Genomic DNA, 20,023 nt, shown 5'->3' with positions numbered 1-20,023 from the left:
GAATATTTGGGTATCACTACGGTTGTAAATTAACCATAATGATATGTAATCAACACATTTTTAAAAAAGGATTTGAGATTATGATTAACTGCCCTTGCTGTTCTGGTTTACTTTTGCCTCACATACGCGGTGATTCGGAAATCCACTGGTTTTGTCGCCACTGTTGGCAAGATATGCCAGTATTTTTGTTCATAACCCCTGGTTCCTTTTCGGAAACAATTGTCAAAAGGTTGTCTCGCAGTTTTCCCAACAAAGAACAAGCAAATACCGGTGACTACATCAGCCAACGTCAAACGATTAATGGATGGGTAGAATTACAGGATGTTCCAGCTTAAGGCGATCGCTGGTGAAATTTATATTCCCCATCAATGAGAATATGTTTCTACTGCTTTTTATCTATACTTTCAAACCCTCGATCCTTACGAGGGTTTTCCATAAATATTGGTAATTTTGAGTTCAGTATTTATCAAAGATGATGTTAACTTAGAAAGCCTGTAAAAGGAAGTAATGGCTATGTTACACTGCGCTAACAAAAATCAAAGCAGAATATTATGGCTTTAGTCTTCTTCCCATTCTTCTTGGCTCAACAAGTCAATAATTCTGTCCCTGAGCAAAAATTCATTTTTTTCCAACTCTAGTTCAAAAAATGGCCAGTCGCGGTCTGGAATATATTTACACAAAGTATAAATTGGCTGTTGACGATTCACCAGACCCTTGGCAATGAGGAGACGAGCTTCATCCTTGATCACCTCAATATCATATTTGACAGCAGTATCCATAGCTTTTTCCTTTGCTCTTAATCAAGGAATAGAGAGTCACAGTAATAAATACTTTCGACTCCAACTTAAATTTATCAAAAAAATGTGAGGAAATTTTGAAAATTTATAATATTAAAATACATGGACTTTATTCATTTTTATTCCCTAAGATAGAAGCTTTTAAAAAAGCTATCTTCAAAAATCAGAGTTTAAGATAAAGCTTAAATATAGGTTGGGTAGAAGAGAGGAAAGCAACATTTAAGTAAGTCGATGCAATAAAACCAAACTATGTAAATAAAAGTAAATAAGGCTCAAACTCTTTCTCCCCCTGCTCCCTGCCCCCTGCCCCCTGCCTTATCCCAACAATATTTATTTACGCCGACCTACTTATAGTGGGATGAGTAGAGCGATAGTGCAACCCATCCCGGAAATAATGTCTCTTAGGAAAATTGTTGAGTGTAAAACCTGGCATAACGATTTTCCAGGGCTAACAGTTCTTCGTGAGTGCCTGATTCGACAATTTGTCCTCGTTCTAAAACTAAAATGCGATCGCATCTTCTCACTGTACTTAAGCGGTGAGCAATAATAAATACTGTGCGATTCTGCATTAGTCTTTCCAAGGCTTCCTGTACTAATGCCTCCGACTCAGAATCTAAGGCAGATGTCGCCTCATCTAAAATCAAAATTTGTGGGTTCAGCAGTACAGCACGGGCAATAGCTATTCTTTGGCGTTGTCCACCAGATAAATTCACACCCCTTTCGCCTACCCAAGTATTGTAACTGTCTGGGAGTTGGCTAATAAATTGATGAGCATTGGCAATTTTGGCGGCGGCGGCGACTGCTTCTAAATCAAATACGTCCTGTCCAAAGGCGATATTTTGAGCAACTGTCCCAGAAAACATAATAGTTTCTTGGGGAACAATGCCAATCTGTCGCCGCAAACTTTGTAGTCTGACATCCCGAATATCTACACCGTCAATTAAGATTTGTCCGGCTGAGGGGTCATAAAAACGGGGGAGGAGATTAACAAAAGTAGTTTTACCAGCCCCAGAAGCACCAACAAGGGCGATCGCTTCCCCTGGCATAGCTAATAAATTAATATCCTTTAAGACGGGTTCCCCTGGTTTATAGGCAAAGGTGACACCACTGTATTCTACTTTCCCCTTAACTGGAGGTAAGGTGATGGCGTTAGGCTTTTCTAAAACTGTGGGCTGTATCGCCATTAATTCAAAAATCCGGTCAACAGAGGCTTCCCCTTGCTTAAATTCGTTGTAATTATTCGTCACATGACCGATGGGGTCAATTAACAACCCGGCTGCGGCTAGGTAACTGAAAAATTCTCCCACCGTTAAATTGTTTTGCTGAATTTGCCACGCGCCCACCAAAAGTAAGGATAAAGCACTCAACGCTTCCAAAAATCCCACAATGGGAATTTGCACCGCTTTCAAGCGTTCAGCAGAGTATTTGGCTTGAAAACTGCGTTCAGCTTCGCGGCTAAATCTAGCTACCTCGTAATTCTCTGCGGCAAATGCCCTAATCAGCCGAATTCCACTGAAAACTTCTGTGAGGATTGCCGATAAATCGGACACACGATTTTGGCTCCTTAGGGAGTATTTACGCAAACGTTCCCCAAACCAACCAATTAAAATCCCCATGAATGGGGCAACAATCACCGTTGCTAATGTGAGTTGCCAATTCAGGTAAATCATGTAGATGGGGATGGCTAGCAACTGCAACACACAGGGAATAAAGTCATGAAACAGTTTATTGACAACTTCACCAATGCGGTCAATATCTTCTGTGAGGCGGTAAGATAAATCACCTGCTTTGGCTGTTTCAAAATAGCTTAAATCTAGCTTTTGCAAATGCCCATATACCTGCTTGCGGAGGTAAAAAGCCACTCGCAAAGCAGCCTTAGACATATAGATATCTTGCACAGACTGAAAAAAGCCCCGGACAAGAAACACCAAACCTAAAATAGCGGCTAATTGGGCGATCGCTGCTACATTACCTTGTCCAAAAGGATTAGCTAACTTGCCTGCAAAATTAATTAAGGTTAAGGTAGCCAGCACGTATCCCACAATGCCGACAAGTCCTTTCGTGATATTCTGCCACTGAGGTCTAATATAGGGCAGCAGTTGCCAGTAATTAGAACGGGTTTTCAAGCTCTCACATCCACAAAAATATTGTTCTTTGTTTGACGCTACCAGCTTTTGTGTAGTTTCAGCCTATTAAAAATCCTGATTCCCCTATAGTTAGGCTGGGATTAAACTGACCGCTAACCACTGACAACTGACAACTGACCACTAACAAAACTACTTGACAGAGACCGCATCGACATCAACAGTTTTTTCAGTAGCAGGAGAATCTGTTGCGGTGCTAGAATCGCCCTTGCGCGCTTTCCAACCTTCAAGCACCAGCCCAGATACCTCAGTAACTAAGATTGACAAAACTAAAAAATCATCAATCTGTCCCACAACGGGAAGAAAATCGGGAGCAATATCAATTGGGCTGAGAATATAAACAATTGTTCCTAGAATTACCCACCAACGGTACTTGGGATTTTGTAGTAACCCACGGTACCAGTTATACAGTGATTGGATTGAGAAATTCATTATTTTAACCCTCTATTTACTTTTAATTTTGGCAAACTGACCCAAGAACTTCCGGTAGGAATAACCGCCCTAGTTAGTCTGGAAGCCTCTACTCCCAACTAGGATCAGGCTTGGGTCAAAGGTCAAAATACCTACCGTAAAAATTCTGTCTTAGTTTAGGTAAGTTTCCCAGGTAGAAAGTTTTTTCGTCATACTCCCGCGTTAATACCGTTTCTTGATGTAGCTTGTCTGGCGTAGCCATAGATCCACTTTATTCTGTATTGTAGAGACGTTGCATGCAACGTCTCTACATCATTGATTTGGTGCAACTTCATAGAGAGTTGGTATAAGCTAATTCTCAAGTGTAAAATTCGAGTGTTCAATTCAAGAACCCCAACTTTAAATTCCAGATAGCCTCTAATTAGTCTGGAAATTTATTTTTGTTAGTTCTGAGTTGTGCATTAATCTTTAAAATTAAAATGCGTTGGGATAGTGGCTTGAGTAATGGAGGGAGGAAACTCAAATAGTGGATATTATAGATTTGTTTTACAAGGGTGGGCCGGCAATGTGGCCTTTGCTGGCTCTGTCGATCTTATCCTTAAGTGTAATTTTTGAGCGCCTTTGGTTCTGGTTGCGACTTTTCTCACAAGAAAAAGCGATCGTTGACCGAGTTCTAGATGCAGCTCATGATAACTGGGAAATAGCGGCGGATATTGCTAGACAGGCTACAGACCAACCAATTGGCCGATTTCTCTATGCTCCCTTACATTTACAAAAAACTGACGCGGAAACTTTTCGATTAGCACTGGAGTCCACAGCAGAGGACGAATTAGCCGGAATGCGTCGGGGCGAAAAGTTATTAGAAGCTGTTATTGCCCTCGCTCCCCTACTCGGATTGTTGGGTACAGTTTTAGGTTTAATCCAGTCTTTACGCTCAATTCGCATTGGTGATTTGGGAACTGAATCGGCGGCTGGAGTCACAACGGGTATTGGTGAATCCTTAATTAGTACGGCAGCAGGGCTAATAGTTGCCATTGTTAGTTTGGTATTTTACCGATTATTTCAAAGTTTTGTGGTCAATCAACTCAAAGTTTTCCGTAAAGCCGGGAATGAAATGGAATTGTTATATCGCCAGTCTCCACCTGATTTGAGCAACCCCACACCAGCAATTGTCCGTGATGCTTTACCTAGCAAAACTGGTAGGGGTAAGTTTTCACAACCACCTGAACCACCAAATTTACCTTAGTTAGGATTTGCGCCAGAAGACTCTTCATTTTTTGAGGATGGGACTAGGGGTTTGAATCAACTCAAAATTCAAAAACATGAAACATTTGCTGTGACTGGGTGTAGGGATGAGAAGAAGAACAATATTTATGAGGTATCTTGATTTAGTTATTAGTTCCCTTACACCCTTACACCCTGACACCCCTACCTAAGAGCCAAGAAAGCAAACTCAATATTAGGCATAAGTATGAAGCGATGAAAGTTAATTTACATACCCCAGTTGAAGACGTACAAATCCAAATTATTCCCTTAATTGACGTTGTTTTTTGTATTCTGACCTTCTTTTTATTGGCAGCTTTGCAATTTACTCGACAGCAGGCTATCAATGTTGACTTGCCAAAAGCCAGTACCAGTACAGCCGCCGGGATAAATTCTACAGGAGGTAGCCAAATTGTTAGTGTAGATGCTGTTGGTAATACTTATATAGAAAAAGAACTGGTGAGAAGAGACGAGTTAGCACAAAGATTGAGACAGTATGTGCAAGCAAACCCTAGTGGTGTTTTAGTACTCAATGCTTCACGCACAGCTACTTATAACGATGTCGTTGAGGTCTTAGATTTGTTGCGGCAGGTGGGAGGCGATCGCGTATCCTTAGGAATTATCCCTACTTCTGCCCAAACCCAACCCAATTTTTCCAATTTCCCCATTAATCCTGGTGCAGCACCCATACCCAACACCGCACCAATCCCAGGAATTAATCCCCCACCTAGTGAACTTAGCCCCCAATTACCTACAGACTCTAATCAACCTCCAAGCGGACAAGGTACTGTTCCCCTAAATCCTGACTTTTCTCCAGCCATTCCCCAGGCTCCCGTAGCACCAGGTACTAATCCTGCACCGCAACAATGAGATGTGGTAATTGGTAATTGGTAATGGGGAATACAGTCAAAATTCACCTTTTCGATTGCTCCCCTTCGACTTACCTCGACTTCACTTGGTACAAGTCCCTCAGCGTAAGCCTATTTCCTCATCTCCCCTGAAACCTAAAGATATCTAGAATATTTTTTCATTGGAGAAAATATTTCTGGTAACTTACAAATAATTGGTTAAGCTTCAAATTCAAATACAGCAGTTTGCAATTCAGGGAAGTTATGGAATCCATAACACGCCTTAGATGTTTAGAGTCTTTCACTTCTGACCTCTGACCTCTGGCTTCTGCTGTATTTTTCCATCGATACACTGGGTTATTTATCGCCAAGCACCATACACGTTTCAGGGGTTGAGGCAATGAACGAAATTGTGACGCTGCTAATTGTTTGGGTAGTTACATCTGTCAGCTTATTGATTATTAGTAAGTTGCCTTTAGGTGTTGAAGTTGACTCTCCACAAAAAGCATTTCTTTCTGCTGCTATTCTGGGTATTGTGACGGCAATAATCAGACCCATTTTACGGCTAATATTTGTAGTTCCCGATATCCTCACATTTAACTTGTTATCGGGTTTTTTCACCTTTATGATTGCCGTGGTTTGTTTTAGTATTGCAGCTTGGTTAGTCGAGGGTTTCCGTTTGCGCTTCGGAATCTGGAGTGCTGTGCTAGGCGCTTTCGCCCTGACTATTATTAACAGCTTAATCTACAAATTGTTGGGATTATAAAAATAAATTTGTCAGTTGTCAGTTGTGGGTTTTTACTACTGACAACTGACCGCTAGCTACTGACAATTTACTAATGACTACTCATTTGGCGGAGCTACTGGGGTACTAGCTTGTTGCTGACGCTGTTCGCGTTTTTTGCGGTCTGCTGTCAACATATCAGCCATTACCGCTAGAGCTTGCGTCATTTTGTCCAGATTAGAGCGATATAACTCTAAATCTTTGCTGAGTTTATCGTCAGAGAGATGTAAGCCTGCGGCAATGGTTTTTAGTGCCTCAGTGCGTTGCTTTTCATCCTTGACTAAATCTGGGTTGGACTGTTCGAGCAATGTAAATAAACCGATCGCAAATAAACGACTGTATTTAAAGTTAGGATTACTCGCGATCGCTTGTAGTTGCGCTTGTAAGTCGGCATCTTGCTGTAAATGATTAGCTTGACTAAGCCACGCTACTAAATCATTTACAGGTAAGCTTTGAGCCACAGCTTGTAACCGTTCAGCATCTTGCCTGTAGCGCTGCGGTTCTTGCTCTACAGCCTGACATATAGCACTAAAAATAGATTCCTTATCCCGTTCTGGTTGATAGCCTTGCATGAAGCGGTCAAAGGTAGTGACAACACCCAAGGCATAAATGGGATTGTAGCTAAAATCGACATTTACGGACAGCAGGTGCATTTCCACCATCAACTCTTCTACCACCCGGCGATAAATTGTGTTAATCGGTCGGGTGTGGAGGGCGTAGAAAGTTCGCTTTGTATCAGAGACAGTACGGACGTTATTCACAAAGAAAATGTTAAGGGCGAGTTTACTTTATTTTCTCCCCTAAAGGCTACTTTGCCAAGTTGGGGTTTCCGCCTAGTAATCTTTATTATATTCTGTGAGCATATTTGCTATTGTGCCTCACATTTATGAGCTTTTCGCCCCAATTAGTTAACTTAGGTAATTACTTAGCTGGAGAATTTGACAACAAAGAACAAGCTTTAGGCGAGCCGATTTGGTTTGTTCACTTACGTCTATGGCAAAGACCAGTAGGTTTGTTTTCCGACGATAGCATTACCCTGTTTGCCGAACAAGCCAACATTGTCAATCTAGACCGTCCTTATCGTCAACGGATTCTGCGGTTAATGCCCGCGCCTGACTCGGAAACTGGGCTGTATGTACAATACTATATGCCTAAAAATCCCAGTGCTTTAGTTGGTGCAGGTCGTTATCCTGAATTGCTCAAGACTTTAACTCCCCAACAGCTAGAACTACTTCCTGGTTGTGTTCTCTCAGTTAGCCAGAAAACAGTTGCACCTAATAGCTATCAGTTTACTGCTTCCCCACTGCCAGATACTTGCTGTACTTTCAGTTATTTGGGGAACACTGTACAAGTTTCTTTAGGCTTTGCTGTCACAGAGACAGAACTGCAAACCTATGATAAAGGAATTGACCAAGAGACAGGCAAGGCAACTTGGGGAGCAATTGTCGGCCCCTATCGCTACACTAAGCGAGAACAGTATTGAGTACAGAGTGCTGAGTTAAGAGAAATGACTTGTGTTAAATAGTTTTCAGCTTGAACAGTGGCCTCAATTGTTTCTACACCAATTGATAAAAAGAACGAGACGGATACAAGCTGGGAAACTTAGCTAAAATATGACTTTCTTAATCACGAATTACAAATTCGTATCATTCAGCACTCATAACTTTTCTAGCTAGCCATACTACGAGGTACACCTTCTAACGCTTCCTCCTCAGTCTCAAAGATTTCAAAGACTGTATCCATCATTGTCACTTCAAACACAAGTTTAGCTTCTGGGTGAACATTACAGATACGAAAACTGCCATTTACCTTATCAGCATCACGCATTCCAGCGACTAAGGATGTAAGTCCGGAACTATCTATAAAATTTACCTGACCAAGATTCACCACTACGTGATGACTGAGTTTAGAAATACACTCTTGTAATTTCAAGCGAAATTGCCAAGCTGTGGTGATGTCTAAGCGGCCTGTTGGTTTTAAGACAATAACTGTATTACCGTCTTGGGTTGTATATGAATTTTGTTCTATTTGAATCACTAGGCCTCCCCTTGGCACTGATCTCAAAATTGACTGTAGCTGGGTTAGTCCTGAAATTGATGAGCCAAAGCCTAAATCTTTGGCAACAATTTTTACTGATTCTCAGGCAAAAAGATTTTGAAAAAGCAGTAATTTATTTAACCCACCAATCACAGGACTGTATTTAAGTGCTGAAACTCAATATTAACAAGCTCCAGCTAAATTCATCACCTTTTTTACTAGGTGCTTACATTTAGTAGTTTAACTCACCAAAACTGAGGTGAGTACCCAGCCACAAGTACTGAAATAGAGAAAACAAAATTTTTTCACCCTGTATTAATGAGTTTGTTATCTTTGAGCAAAGCCAATCTGTATCCCGGAAGGGGGGATAGTACTGACTCTGGCAGAGACATCAATGGCCCCACATTTACAGAATTACTGTTTTGCTGTCCAGTTGCTCCAATCTTGGGGCTTGAGGAATGTATCATATAACTCTGCTTCTGGAGAGTTGGGTTCGGGTTGATAACCGTATTCCCAACGAACCAAAGGTGGTAAAGACATCAAAATAGATTCAGTACGTCCGTTGGTTTGCAAGCCAAAAATTGTGCCTCGGTCATAAACCAAGTTAAATTCGACATACCGACCACGACGATAAAGTTGGAAGTTCCGTTGGCGATCGCCATACTCTATCCCATGACGGCGCTCTACAATGGGGACGTAGGCGGGTAAAAAAGCCTTACCAGAACCCTGGACAAAACTAAACAAATCTTCCCAGTCTCGTGGTGCTGGTTCTCCTACTTGATTACTGTAATTAGCTGCTTCGCCTTTGGGGTTGGGGCCGCGATATAAAACACCTTGTCCATCTTGATAATCGAAAAATAGACCACCTACACCCCTAGTTTCATCGCGGTGTTTGAGATAAAAGTATTCATCACACCAGCGTTTAAATACTGGGTAATACTCTGGGTGATGTTCGTCACAAGCTCCCTTCAGGGTCTGATGGAAATGAGCCGCATCTTCTGCAAAGGGGTAATAAGGTGTGAGGTCAGCACCGCCACCAAACCACCAAACTGGGCCAGCTTCAAAATAACGGTAATTTAGGTGAACTGTGGGAACATAGGGGTTACGTGGATGTAAAACCAACGATGTACCTGTGGCATAAAAGCCATGTCCTTCCGCTTCAGGACGCTGGGCTAAAATTGAAGGAGGGAGATGAGAACCCCAAACTTCAGAAAAATTTACCCCAGCTTGTTCAAATATTGCACCATCACGTAGCACACGCGATCGCCCGCCACCCCCCTCAGGACGTTCCCAACTATCTTCATGAAACTGACCCACACCATCAAGTTTTGTTAAGGCTTGTGTAATTTCATCTTGCAACTGTTTCATAAAATTACTGACTCTAGCTTTAGCGTCAGTTGCTGGTAGAGACGGGGATATTTTTGCCTTTACCGTTGGGGTTTGCGAGTTTGTCACCATAGATTCCCGAACCTAAATTACAATTTCCTAAAAAAGCCACAAATCTCTAGTTTAAAAACTTGTGGGTCAAACGAGCCAAAAATTAGGCTCAATTTTTCCCAAGCAACTTTTTTGCTTGTTAAACGTTTACACGATTAATGGACATGACTAGAGTTATTTTCCCTCAAATGCGTATAGGCTTGTATATTGACTAAGTTTTTGTTGTACTTCTTGATGGAAACATTCTGGTGTTAACACCAGACTCTGGTGAACTAGTCTACAAATACCTTGGCCGTGAGGTCACGTTTTCCAGTTCTCAACGAACTGTGTACAGATTCTCTAGTGTACGGATGATGGTGATACCCCACGAGTTTGAGTTTCAACCCAAGAGCAATCTTGTTGTTCTTTATGCCTAATCAAGGTTTATCATGCTGAGGGCAATTGTGAGCAAATATGTTTTAGGGTTGAATCACAGTAGCCAACTATTCCAGAGTTACCAGCAAGTGTCTAGGTAGGAGGATTAGGCAAATGGGAACGTGGTTATCCAAATTCGTCCACCGCAAACGCCGTCGGTTTCGCGTTTCTCTGGCACAGACATATCGAGAAATTAGTTCTGCTTCCGTAGACGAACTGTGGCAGAAAGTAGTTGATTTAACAGATGTTTCTTGGCATCCATTACTTAAAAGCACCAATGTGCCATACGGATTAGTACCCAAACCAGGGTTAATTTACCAAGCAGTGACCCGCTTTTCTCCAATTCCCATTCAGATTTTTGTAGAGCGTGTTAATCCCAGAGAACTACTGTGTATCCGGGTCATGGCTATTCCTGGTGTTGAGGAAAGAGTGACTTACCAAGTGGAGTCCACAGTCTGCGGCACTTGTCTATCTTATTCAGTGACACTACGCGGATGGCTATCGCCCCTAATTTGGTCATTTTCTCGCCCTTATGTAGATCGTGTGGCACGTTCTTTGGTGGAATCTGTAGAAAAAGCCACATTACAGGCAGTATCAGGGAAAGCAAAAAGTCTCAACAATAATTGTTTTGATTTTTAGGTCGGGGGTGTGGGAATCTTACAAGTGTAGGTTTTTACTAAGCAAGTGAGTCATGGCTCTCAGACTAACGAGAGAATAATCATTTCCCTAACCCCTACACCCCTATACCCTTACACCCCAAAACCATTGACTATTAACATCCCTCACCCTGGATGACGCAACTTAAAAGCAGAATCGCTGACAGCATCCCCAGTTATTAGTCCCTAATTTTTAACACCTAAAGAAAGTTAAGATTTTATTAGGTGATAATAAAAAAATTTTAAATTTTATTACGCCGATCCATGAGGAAATACTCAGCAACTTTTGCTGATTGATTTTGCAGCTGGTCAAAAACCAGGTCGCATCTATCTCTAGCTTGCATTTTGAATTTTTAATTTTGAGTTTTGAATTGTATATGTACGATGTTCTCGATTCACAATCTGTCTTAGAAGTGTTGCGACCAGTGCAAGACCCAGAACTGCGTAAGAGTCTGGTAGAACTGAATATGATTCGCAACGTCAAAATTGATGGTGGTCAAGTAAGCTTCACCTTGGTTTTGACTACGCCTGCTTGTCCATTGCGGGAATTTATCGTTGAAGATTGCCAAAGAGCCGTGAAAAAGCTGCCAGGGGTAACAGATGTCAGTGTAGAAGTCACCGCAGAAACACCCCAACAAAAAAGCTTGCCAGACCGTAACGGTGTTCCTGGGGTAAAAAATATTATCGCCATCTCTAGTGGTAAAGGTGGTGTCGGTAAAAGTACTGTGGCAGTAAATGTGGCAGTGGCTTTAGCGCAAACGGGGGCAAAAGTCGGCTTACTAGATGCGGATATCTACGGCCCCAATGATCCTACGATGCTGGGTCTGGGTGATGCCCAAATTGTCGTGCGTTCCACAGAAAAAGGGGAAGTATTGGAACCCGCGTTTAATCATGGTGTCAAATTGGTGTCGATGGGCTTTTTGATTGACCGAGATCAACCTGTAATTTGGCGTGGGCCGATGCTGAATGGGGTAATTCGCCAGTTTCTCTATCAAGTAGAGTGGGGCGAGTTGGACTATTTAATTGTGGATATGCCCCCAGGAACCGGAGATGCTCAGTTAACTTTAACTCAGGCTGTACCAATGTCTGGGGCCGTAATTGTGACTACACCCCAAAACGTAGCCTTGTTAGATTCTCGTAAAGGTCTACGTATGTTCCAGCAAATGAACGTCGCTGTTTTGGGAATAGTAGAAAACATGAGCTACTTCATTCCCCCTGATATGCCAGATAAGCATTACGATATTTTTGGTTCCGGTGGCGGCTCCAAAACAGCAGCAGAATTAGGTGTACCCTTACTAGGCTGCATACCCTTGGAAATTTCCACTAGAATTGGCGGTGATAATGGTGTACCCATCGTTGTTGCTGACCCAGATTCAGCCTCTGCCAAAGCATTAAAAGCGATCGCTTTAACAATTGCTGGTAAAGTATCAGTCGCAGCCCTAACATAATCAAAAGTTATGCAGGCGGTAAATTCCTGTATAGATGCCCCTAGAGTAGTAATAGGGCGTTGATCGTTCTTAGTGGTGAGTGTTGAGTCAATAGTTTTACTCAACACTCCAGGCTTCTATTTTAAATTTTTGTCTAATTTATAGACAAAAGCCCAGGGATACCGAGTTATTAATAGTCAGTAAATCTCATAAGCTAAACCCTCAACTCATACGATGTTATTAAAACGATCGCTTCCCAAAGTGCGTTGGAAATCTTGGTTTAAGCCGTGGCAACAATTAGACTGGCCATTATTTTTCTTACCTTTTGGGGTCAGCATCTTTGGCGGTCTGATGATCTTCAGCACAGAACTCAAGCAGCCAGTAACAGATTGGTGGTGGCACTGGCTAATTGCTAGTATTGGTGCTTTTATTGCCTTATTTCTGGCTCGTTGCCGTTACGAGAATCTTTTGCAATGGCATTGGATCACCTACGCGTTGACTAATATCAGTTTGATTGCTGTGATGGCTGCGGGTACAAGTGCCAAAGGCGCACAACGTTGGCTGACGATTGGTGGTTTTAATGTACAACCTTCAGAGTTTGCCAAAATTGGCGTAATCATCACCCTAGCAGCTTTATTGCATAAACACACAGCCAGCAAGATTGAAGACGTTTTTCGCGCCCTGGCGATTACGGCTGTACCTTGGTTATTAGTATTTGTCCAACCAGATTTAGCTACATCCTTAGTGTTTGGTGCGATCGTTCTGGGAATGCTTTATTGGGCAAACGCCAACCCAGGTTGGTTGTTACTCATGATTTCACCAATCATCGCTGCCATACTGTTTACGATGTCTTGGCCTTTATCGACACCAATAATTTTATTTAAAGAAATTTTTATTACTCCCCTTGGTGTTGCTTGGGCAATCGCTATGGCTGTTTTAGGTTGGCTGACTCTTCCCTGGCGACGCTTCAATATAGGTACTATCGGTGCATTAAGCCTGAATTTACTCGGTGGTGAATTAGGTATTTTTGCTTGGAATCATGTACTAAAAGAGTATCAAAAAAATAGGTTGACCGCATTTATCAATCCCGAACATGACCCCCTTGGTTCTGGATATCACCTCATTCAATCACGTATTGCCATTGGTGCTGGGGAAATGTGGGGTTGGGGTTTGTTCAAGGGGCCGATGACTCAACTAAATTTTGTACCTGAACAACACACCGATTTTATTTTCTCCGCCGTAGGTGAGGAGTTTGGTCTTTTCGGCTGTTTAATTGTTTTGTTTGTTTTCTGCTTGATTTGCTGGCGATTGCTGCACGTAGCGCAAACAGCCAAAGATAATTTTGGTTCTTTGTTAGCGATCGGCGTTTTATCGATGATTGTATTTCAGTTAGTGGTAAATGTGGGTATGAACGTAGGTTTAGCACCTGTAGCCGGTATTCCCTTACCGTGGATGAGTTATGGACGTTCTGCCATGCTGACCAATTTTATTGCTTTAGGAATAGTAGAATCGGTGGCAAACTTTCGACAGCGACAGAAATATTATTTTTGAGTCAATGGTCAGTAGTTAGTGGAAAATAACTGACCGCTAACAACTGGCATCTCACAAGTATTAAGCTTAAAACAGGAAGTAAGCGAGGCAAAAAACCATGATCCTACCTGGAGCAACTGTTAGAGTCAAAAATCCCAACGATACTTATTATCGCTATGAAGGGCTGGTACAACGAGTTACTGACGGTAAAGTAGCCGTTATATTTGAAGGCGGTAACTGGGACAAGATCATTACCTTTCGTTTATCGGAACTGGAACCAGTGGAAATTACCGCCGGGAAGAAAAAAGGAAAATAATTAGATAGTTAGTAGTCAGTTGTCAGTAGCTAGTAGCAAACAACTGACAATTGACAACTAACAACTGACAAATAATAATTATGCGCCTCCCTTTACCACAGTTTGACAAAAGCGATCGCCAACCTAGCCACATTGCTGAGGTGGTGGAAACGGCTACCACTGAATTTTTGGCACAGTGTTTGGAACCAGAAGACTTGACCTTTCCATCAATGCCACCCTTTGGTAGTTGGGTGTGTGCTGTGGATGAAGAATCAGGTAATCAGGTCTATGCGGTGGTATACCATGCTACGACCATGCCTGTAGATTCCGTCCATAGAGCCGTGGCAATGGGGATGTCACTCCAAGACTTACGGGAGGAACAACCCCAGATATTTGCTATGCTGAAGACTGAATTTAAAGCGGCGATCGTGGGATTTGCCCAGTCATCGACGGCAGCCAACGGCAATAGAAGAATGTATCAGTATTTACCGCCACGTCCTCCGCAAATTCATCAGGCTGTACATCGGTGCGATCCAGAAGTTATAGTGAGATTTACCGAAGAACTAGAATTTTTGCGGACTTTGCTATCTATCAACGGCGCACCAGTGGAATCATTAACCGCCGCCGTTATTCGGGACATCTACCAATTACGCAAAGCTGATCGAGACTGGCTCATCAAAGCTGGGCGGAATTTAAGCATATTGCTAAAAGACGACTACGATCGCCTACGGTTCATTCTCAGCCAAATACACCCATAGGTAGTTAGTTTAAACATATTACCTAAGTAGTTTAGATTAAGGCTTTTTTATTTTTTACAGGGTAGCTTTCATAGTTATGTATGATTGATCGGACGATTACCTCAGGGTAATCCCCGCCTTACCGTCGCCCTTTCACATTCCACTTATGGAACCCTCATCACTAGTTCTTGCTCTAGAACAAACTTCTGAAGTTCTTGGCAAAGAACCACTTGTTCCCTTCGCAATTTTACTGGTAATCCTTTTAGTTGTACCCATCCTCTTTGAAAGGCTAAGATTACCGGGAATAGTGGGTTTAGTCCTATCTGGATTAGTATTAGGGCCATCGGGGTGGAACCTATTCCACACAAAATCACCGATGATTAGCCTGCTATCGGATATTGGTTTAGTTTATTTGATGTTTGTCGCAGGTTTAGAGGTAGACCTAGAATTGTGGCGGCGGCGGCAAAGACGTGCTTTAGGGTTTGGCTGCGTTAGTTTTACTGTACCATTGTTGATTGGCACTTTGGTAGGAAGATTTTTTCACTTTGGTTGGAATACTTCCGTATTAATCGGTTCACTTTTAACTTCTTATAGCCTGTTAGCTTATCCTATCGTCAACCGTTTAGGTGTCATCAGTAACCAAGCAGTCACAATTACAATTGGAGCTACACTTTTTACAGATATCAGCGCACTTATAGTATTAGCTATTTGCATTCCAGCTTTTCAAATGGGAATGTCAAATATTTACCAGATCCTCTCAGTCTTAGTCTGGTTAATTGTTTACTCCATAGTGATTTTAGTGGGATTTGATTGGGCTGGGAGAGAATTTTTTCGGCGATCGGGTGATGATGAAGGTAACAAATTTTTATTTGTCTTACTCACCGTATTTCTAGCGGCTGTAGTAGCTCAAATGATTGGGATAGAAAAAATTTTGGGAGCTTTTTTAGCAGGTTTAGCCGTCAATGAGGCTGTTGGTGAGGGACCTGTTAAAGAAAAAATAGTTTTTGTTGGTAGTGTCTTATTTATTCCGATCTTTTTCATCAACCTCGGTTTGCTGATTGACTTACCTGGTTTAGTTAATAGTTTGTTTACTCTCCGGTTAACCTGTTTGATTGTCATCGGCTTGGTTGCTAGCAAATTTGTCGCCGCTTGGTTAGCCAAGGTTTTCTATGGCTACAGTTGGCAAGAAATGTTGACTATGTGGTCACTATCTATGCCCCAGGTTGGTACAACATTAGCTGCTACTTTCGTAGGGTATCACACAGGTTTACTCTCATCGGCAGTTTTAACGAGTGTTGTTATCTTAATGCTAGTGACTGCAACCTTGGGGCCATTGATTACTAGTCGCACAGCCAGAGCTTTAACTACCGTATCCATTACCGAATCAGTGGATGCAAATCTGCCTGAGCCACAGGTAATAGAAACCCAAAATGGTAACTTTACTATCGTTGTACCCATTTATAATCCCCATACTCAACAATATTTGGTGGAAATGGCAGCATTGCTAGCACGTCAAGCTCAAGGGCGAATCATACCATTAACGATCGCCACAGCTGCGGCTCAGATGGATGCACCCCAACTAGAATCAACGTTGCAAAGAAGTGAGAGATTATTGGCTAAAGCCACCAGCCAAAGTCAAGCCTTAGGTGTAGAAGCATCGCCATTACTCCGCATTGACGATGCTTCTGCGCCAGGAATTAGTAGAGCAGCTCGCGAGCAAAAAGCGAACTTAATTGTCATGGGTTGGGGTAAGCGGACTGGTTTAAGAGCGCGGTTATTCGGCAATGTCATTGATAATGTCCTGTGGTCGTCCCATTGTCCAGTGGCGGTAACGCGTCTTGTAGAATCACCCAAGAAAATTCAACGCATCCTCGTACCAGTGGAAAACTTAATCACACCAACATTGCAACCGGTGCAATTTGCCCAGATGTTAGCAGAAGCCAATCAAGCCCAGGTGACAGTGTTGAATGTGTGCGATCGCCGCACAAGTTCTAGTAAAATTGCTTGGAGGCGATCGCAACTTGCTTTATTAGTATCTAAATTAGCTTTGCCCAATTCACCAGAAGTTCAAATTATTGCTCATGAAAATGCTGCTCAAGCCATTTTGCAAGCAGCACGATTATATGACCTAGTAGTCTTACCCTTTATCCGTAACCGCACAAGTCCTGGGGGATTAGCTCTCAGTGATGTCACCACCCAGCTAGCCAGTCAACTCACCTGCTCCATCGTCATGTTAGGAGAACCGCAACGGCTGCAAACAGGTAATATTACGTCTGTAGCTCCTAATACTACGACACCAGTATGAATCAATATTTATTGGGTGCAACTTCATAGACAATAGGTATTATTTGTTAGTCCATAGTTATTCCTCCTGCATCCCTTATATATACCCCTACACCCCCACACCCCTAATTCCTAATAACCTGCTCTAACAAGACTTTATTTTGTTGAAGATTTGATGAATTCTTGAGCAAAAGACACAAATACTTCATGATGTTTGTTATTTTGCTAAGTGAATTAACAAAAATCTAAAAAAAATGTAAACACCCCAAGCAAAAATCTGGAATGAGTCTTGTTCCTGCTGTATTGTCATATTTGGGCTAAATGGTTTAGAACCAATATCAAAACCTACTAACAATAATCTATAAATAACTGGGAAAATATGAGAATTTTGGTGACTGGCGGTGCAGGATTTATTGGTTCTCATCTTATTGATCGGCTGATACCTCAAGGCCATGAAGTTATTTGTTTAGATAACTTCTACACAGGGGACAAACGTAATATCCATAAATGGGCGAACCACCCCAATTTTGAACTCATCCGCCATGATATAACCGAACCAATTAGGTTAGAAGTCGATCAGATTTATCATTTAGCTTGTCCAGCTTCCCCAGTACACTATCAGTACAACCCAGTCAAAACCGTTAAAACTAACGTGATGGGTACACTAAATATGTTAGGGCTAGCCAAACGTGTCAAGGCGAGATTTTTCCTAGCTTCCACTAGCGAAGTATACGGTGATCCTGAAATCCATCCCCAAACCGAAGAGTACCGGGGTAACGTAAATCCTATTGGTATCCGTTCTTGCTACGACGAAGGTAAAAGAATTGCGGAAACCCTAGCATTTGATTATTACAGACAAAATAAAGTTGATATTCGAGTTGTCCGTATATTCAACACCTACGGTCCCAGAATGTTAGAAAACGATGGACGGGTGGTGAGTAATTTTATAGTTCAAGCTTTACGAGGCACACCTTTAACAGTGTATGGTGATGGCTCACAAACCCGTAGTTTTTGCTATGTTTCTGACTTGGTGGAAGGCTTTATCCGCTTAATGAATAGCGATTATGTCGGGCCAGTTAATTTAGGAAATCCTGGTGAATACACCATTCTAGAATTAGCGCAAGCTGTGCAAAATTTGATCAATCCAGATGCACAGATCAAGTTTGAACCATTGCCTGCTGATGATCCACGTCGTCGCCAACCAGATATTACAAAAGCCAGAACCTTACTCAATTGGGAACCAACCATTCCTCTGCAAGAAGGGTTAAAGCTGACGATAGAAGATTTCCGCGATCGCATCAAGAGTGCCGTCTAGGATACAGGCTACTTAGGAGCCTGGGGTACTGTTCTCAAGTGCTGGCTAACTTTATTTGAGCAGGTATTTCAGCAACAGTACAACATGAAAAAGTGTAAATGTCATCTTGACAAATCTTTGTTTTAAAAGTAACCCCCTAGTGAGGAGTTCAACAAAATGCGTGTTTGTGTAATTGGTACTGGTTATGTTGGCTTGGTAACAGGAGCTTGCTTGGCTCACATCGGACATGATGTGATTTGCATAGATAACAACGAAGAAAAAGTCAAGATCATGAAGGCCGGGCAATCACCAATTTTTGAGCCTGGACTTTCAGAAATTATGCAGTCGGCTATCCAATCCGGCAAGATTCAATTTTCCACTGATTTGGCAGCAGGTGTAGCCCACGGAGAAATTTTATTTATTGCGGTTGGTACACCACCACTACCCACCGGTGAAAGCGATACCCGTTATGTAGAAGCTGTAGCCCGTGGTATCGGTGCTAATCTCAACGGTGGTTATAAAGTAATTGTTAACAAATCTACAGTACCCATCGGCTCAGGTGACTGGGTAAGAATGATTGTTTTGGATGGGATTGCAGAACGGCAAAAAACCCTCGTAACCGCAGGTGGCGGTAGTGTTGAGGATAAATTACCAGAATTACCCCAGTTTGATGTAGTTAGTAACCCTGAGTTCTTGCGTGAAGGTTCAGCTGTATACGACACATTTAACCCTGACCGCATTGTTTTGGGAGGTAATAGCCCCAGAGCGATCGCTTTAATGCAGGAATTATACGCCCCCATTGTCGAGCGCAAATTTGCAGAAAACCAATCTTTACCACCAGTACCCATCCTGGCTACAGACCTCAGTTCCGCAGAAATGATCAAATATGCGGCAAACGCTTTCTTAGCCACCAAGATTAGTTTTATTAACGAAGTAGCTAATATTTGTGATCGTGTTGGTGCAGACGTTACCCAAGTCGCCAAAGGTATCGGTTTAGATTCCCGTATCGGTAACAAATTCTTACAAGCTGGTATTGGTTGGGGCGGTTCCTGCTTCCCCAAAGACGTAGCTGCACTCATTCACACCGCCGACGATTACGGTTATGAAGCCCAGCTATTAAAATCTGCTGTCAGCGTCAACGAACGTCAACGCTTAATTGCTTTAGAAAAACTACAACAAGTCCTAAAAATCCTCAAAGGTAAAACTGTTGGTTTACTCGGTCTTACCTTTAAGCCCGACACCGACGACTTACGTGATGCACCAGCATTGAACTTAATCGAGCAACTAAACCGTTTAGGTGCTAAAGTCAAAGCCTACGACCCCATCGTTTCCCAAACTGGTATGCGCCACGGTCTTTCTGGCGTATTAGTAGAAACCGATGCAGAACGTTTGGCTGATGGTTGTGATGCGTTAGTACTTGTAACCGAATGGCAGCAATTTAGCGGTCTTGACTACGCCAAAATGGCCAAACTAATGAATAACCCCGTCGTCATTGACGGTCGTAACTTCCTCGATCCTGAAACTCTAGTACGGGCTGGATTCCAGTACGTAGGTGTTGGCAGATAGGTCAGTGTCTATTTGCAAAAGAAGAGTGATTAAATAACTCTCAATACCGCTTAGTATTTCTAGGCGGTATTTCATTTTTTGACTCACAAAAATCCCCAGC

19 protein-coding genes are annotated in these 20,023 nt (G+C 42.3%); 13 read left to right on the top strand and 6 right to left on the bottom strand.

Going from position 1 to position 20,023, the window contains the following annotated elements; genetic code table 11:
• Positions 1–80 precede the first annotated feature (80 nt).
• Positions 81–335 carry a hypothetical protein gene (locus ACM5QX_RS06545; protein WP_414752880.1) on the top strand — a complete coding sequence of 85 codons (255 nt, stop codon included), beginning with the start codon at positions 81–83 and terminating at the stop codon, positions 333–335.
• 222 nt (positions 336–557) lie between these two features.
• Here ACM5QX_RS06545 and ACM5QX_RS06540 read toward each other — a convergent pair whose 3' ends face one another.
• The 3 genes from ACM5QX_RS06540 to ACM5QX_RS06530 all read right to left on the bottom strand — a co-directional run bounded on the left by ACM5QX_RS06540 (position 558) and on the right by ACM5QX_RS06530 (position 3,373).
• A complete protein-coding gene (locus ACM5QX_RS06540; RefSeq protein WP_414752879.1) occupies positions 558–779 on the bottom strand; it encodes a DUF4327 family protein in 222 nt (73 codons plus the stop codon).
• Positions 780–1,198: 419 nt separating this feature from the next.
• Positions 1,199–2,923, bottom strand: coding sequence for an ABC transporter ATP-binding protein (locus ACM5QX_RS06535; RefSeq protein ID WP_414752878.1), 1,725 nt, complete (start codon positions 2,921–2,923; stop codon positions 1,199–1,201).
• 150 nt (positions 2,924–3,073) lie between these two features.
• A complete protein-coding gene (locus tag ACM5QX_RS06530) occupies positions 3,074–3,373 on the bottom strand; it encodes a YkvA family protein (protein WP_414752877.1) in 300 nt (99 codons plus the stop codon).
• 505 nt (positions 3,374–3,878) lie between these two features.
• Between ACM5QX_RS06530 and ACM5QX_RS06525 the strand changes: the two genes are divergently transcribed.
• From ACM5QX_RS06525 to ACM5QX_RS06515, 3 genes are all read left to right on the top strand, one after another.
• A complete protein-coding gene (locus ACM5QX_RS06525; RefSeq protein WP_414752876.1) occupies positions 3,879–4,598 on the top strand; it encodes a MotA/TolQ/ExbB proton channel family protein in 720 nt (239 codons plus the stop codon).
• Positions 4,599–4,831: 233 nt separating this feature from the next.
• On the top strand, positions 4,832–5,485 hold the full coding sequence (locus ACM5QX_RS06520) for a biopolymer transporter ExbD (protein WP_414752875.1): 654 nt from the start codon (positions 4,832–4,834) through the stop codon (positions 5,483–5,485).
• A gap of 378 nt (positions 5,486–5,863) precedes the next feature.
• Positions 5,864–6,229 (top strand): phage holin family protein, encoded by a 366-nt coding sequence (locus tag ACM5QX_RS06515; protein WP_414752874.1) that lies wholly within the window; start codon positions 5,864–5,866, stop codon positions 6,227–6,229.
• 77 nt (positions 6,230–6,306) lie between these two features.
• Here ACM5QX_RS06515 and psb29 read toward each other — a convergent pair whose 3' ends face one another.
• On the bottom strand, positions 6,307–7,008 hold the full coding sequence (gene psb29 / locus ACM5QX_RS06510; RefSeq protein ID WP_414752873.1) for a photosystem II biogenesis protein Psp29: 702 nt from the start codon (positions 7,006–7,008) through the stop codon (positions 6,307–6,309).
• A gap of 125 nt (positions 7,009–7,133) precedes the next feature.
• On the opposite strand from psb29, the gene ACM5QX_RS06505 reads away from it, so the two are divergent.
• Positions 7,134–7,730: a chromophore lyase CpcT/CpeT gene (locus tag ACM5QX_RS06505; protein ID WP_414752872.1), complete on the top strand. Its 597-nt coding sequence runs from the start codon at positions 7,134–7,136 to the stop codon at positions 7,728–7,730.
• 185 nt (positions 7,731–7,915) lie between these two features.
• Here ACM5QX_RS06505 and ACM5QX_RS06500 read toward each other — a convergent pair whose 3' ends face one another.
• Together ACM5QX_RS06500 and hemF are read right to left on the bottom strand one after the other, a co-directional pair.
• On the bottom strand, positions 7,916–8,284 hold the full coding sequence (locus tag ACM5QX_RS06500; RefSeq protein WP_011321247.1) for an STAS domain-containing protein: 369 nt from the start codon (positions 8,282–8,284) through the stop codon (positions 7,916–7,918).
• A 414-nt stretch (positions 8,285–8,698) separates the two neighbouring features.
• Positions 8,699–9,742, bottom strand: a complete 1,044-nt coding sequence (hemF, locus tag ACM5QX_RS06495) for an oxygen-dependent coproporphyrinogen oxidase (RefSeq protein ID WP_011321248.1) — start codon at positions 9,740–9,742, stop codon at positions 8,699–8,701.
• A 507-nt stretch (positions 9,743–10,249) separates the two neighbouring features.
• Here hemF and ACM5QX_RS06490 point away from each other — a divergent pair.
• From ACM5QX_RS06490 to ACM5QX_RS06455, 8 genes are all read left to right on the top strand, one after another.
• Positions 10,250–10,774, top strand: coding sequence for a hypothetical protein (locus ACM5QX_RS06490; protein ID WP_011321249.1), 525 nt, complete (start codon positions 10,250–10,252; stop codon positions 10,772–10,774).
• A gap of 394 nt (positions 10,775–11,168) precedes the next feature.
• Complete coding sequence (locus ACM5QX_RS06485) at positions 11,169–12,239, top strand: Mrp/NBP35 family ATP-binding protein (protein WP_010994828.1); 1,071 nt, start codon at positions 11,169–11,171, stop codon at positions 12,237–12,239.
• Positions 12,240–12,452: 213 nt separating this feature from the next.
• Entirely contained in the window at positions 12,453–13,769 is a 1,317-nt protein-coding gene (rodA, locus tag ACM5QX_RS06480) for a rod shape-determining protein RodA (protein WP_011321250.1), read from the top strand.
• Positions 13,770–13,866: 97 nt separating this feature from the next.
• Positions 13,867–14,064, top strand: a complete 198-nt coding sequence (locus tag ACM5QX_RS06475) for an NAD(P)H dehydrogenase subunit NdhS (protein ID WP_011321251.1) — start codon at positions 13,867–13,869, stop codon at positions 14,062–14,064.
• A gap of 80 nt (positions 14,065–14,144) precedes the next feature.
• Positions 14,145–14,801 (top strand): hypothetical protein, encoded by a 657-nt coding sequence (locus tag ACM5QX_RS06470; protein ID WP_414752871.1) that lies wholly within the window; start codon positions 14,145–14,147, stop codon positions 14,799–14,801.
• Between the two features lie 145 nt (positions 14,802–14,946).
• Positions 14,947–17,085, top strand: coding sequence for a cation:proton antiporter (locus ACM5QX_RS06465; protein ID WP_414752870.1), 2,139 nt, complete (start codon positions 14,947–14,949; stop codon positions 17,083–17,085).
• A gap of 357 nt (positions 17,086–17,442) precedes the next feature.
• On the top strand, positions 17,443–18,378 hold the full coding sequence (locus tag ACM5QX_RS06460) for a UDP-glucuronic acid decarboxylase family protein (protein WP_011321254.1): 936 nt from the start codon (positions 17,443–17,445) through the stop codon (positions 18,376–18,378).
• 156 nt (positions 18,379–18,534) lie between these two features.
• On the top strand, positions 18,535–19,923 hold the full coding sequence (locus ACM5QX_RS06455; protein ID WP_011321255.1) for a UDP-glucose dehydrogenase family protein: 1,389 nt from the start codon (positions 18,535–18,537) through the stop codon (positions 19,921–19,923).
• The last annotated feature ends 100 nt before the right edge of the window (positions 19,924–20,023 follow it).

It is taken from the genome of Anabaena sp. CCY 9910, from assembly GCF_963920875.1.
Lineage (GTDB): Bacteria > Cyanobacteriota > Cyanobacteriia > Cyanobacteriales > Nostocaceae > Trichormus > Trichormus variabilis.
This window is presented reverse-complemented; position numbering and strand designations above follow the sequence as displayed.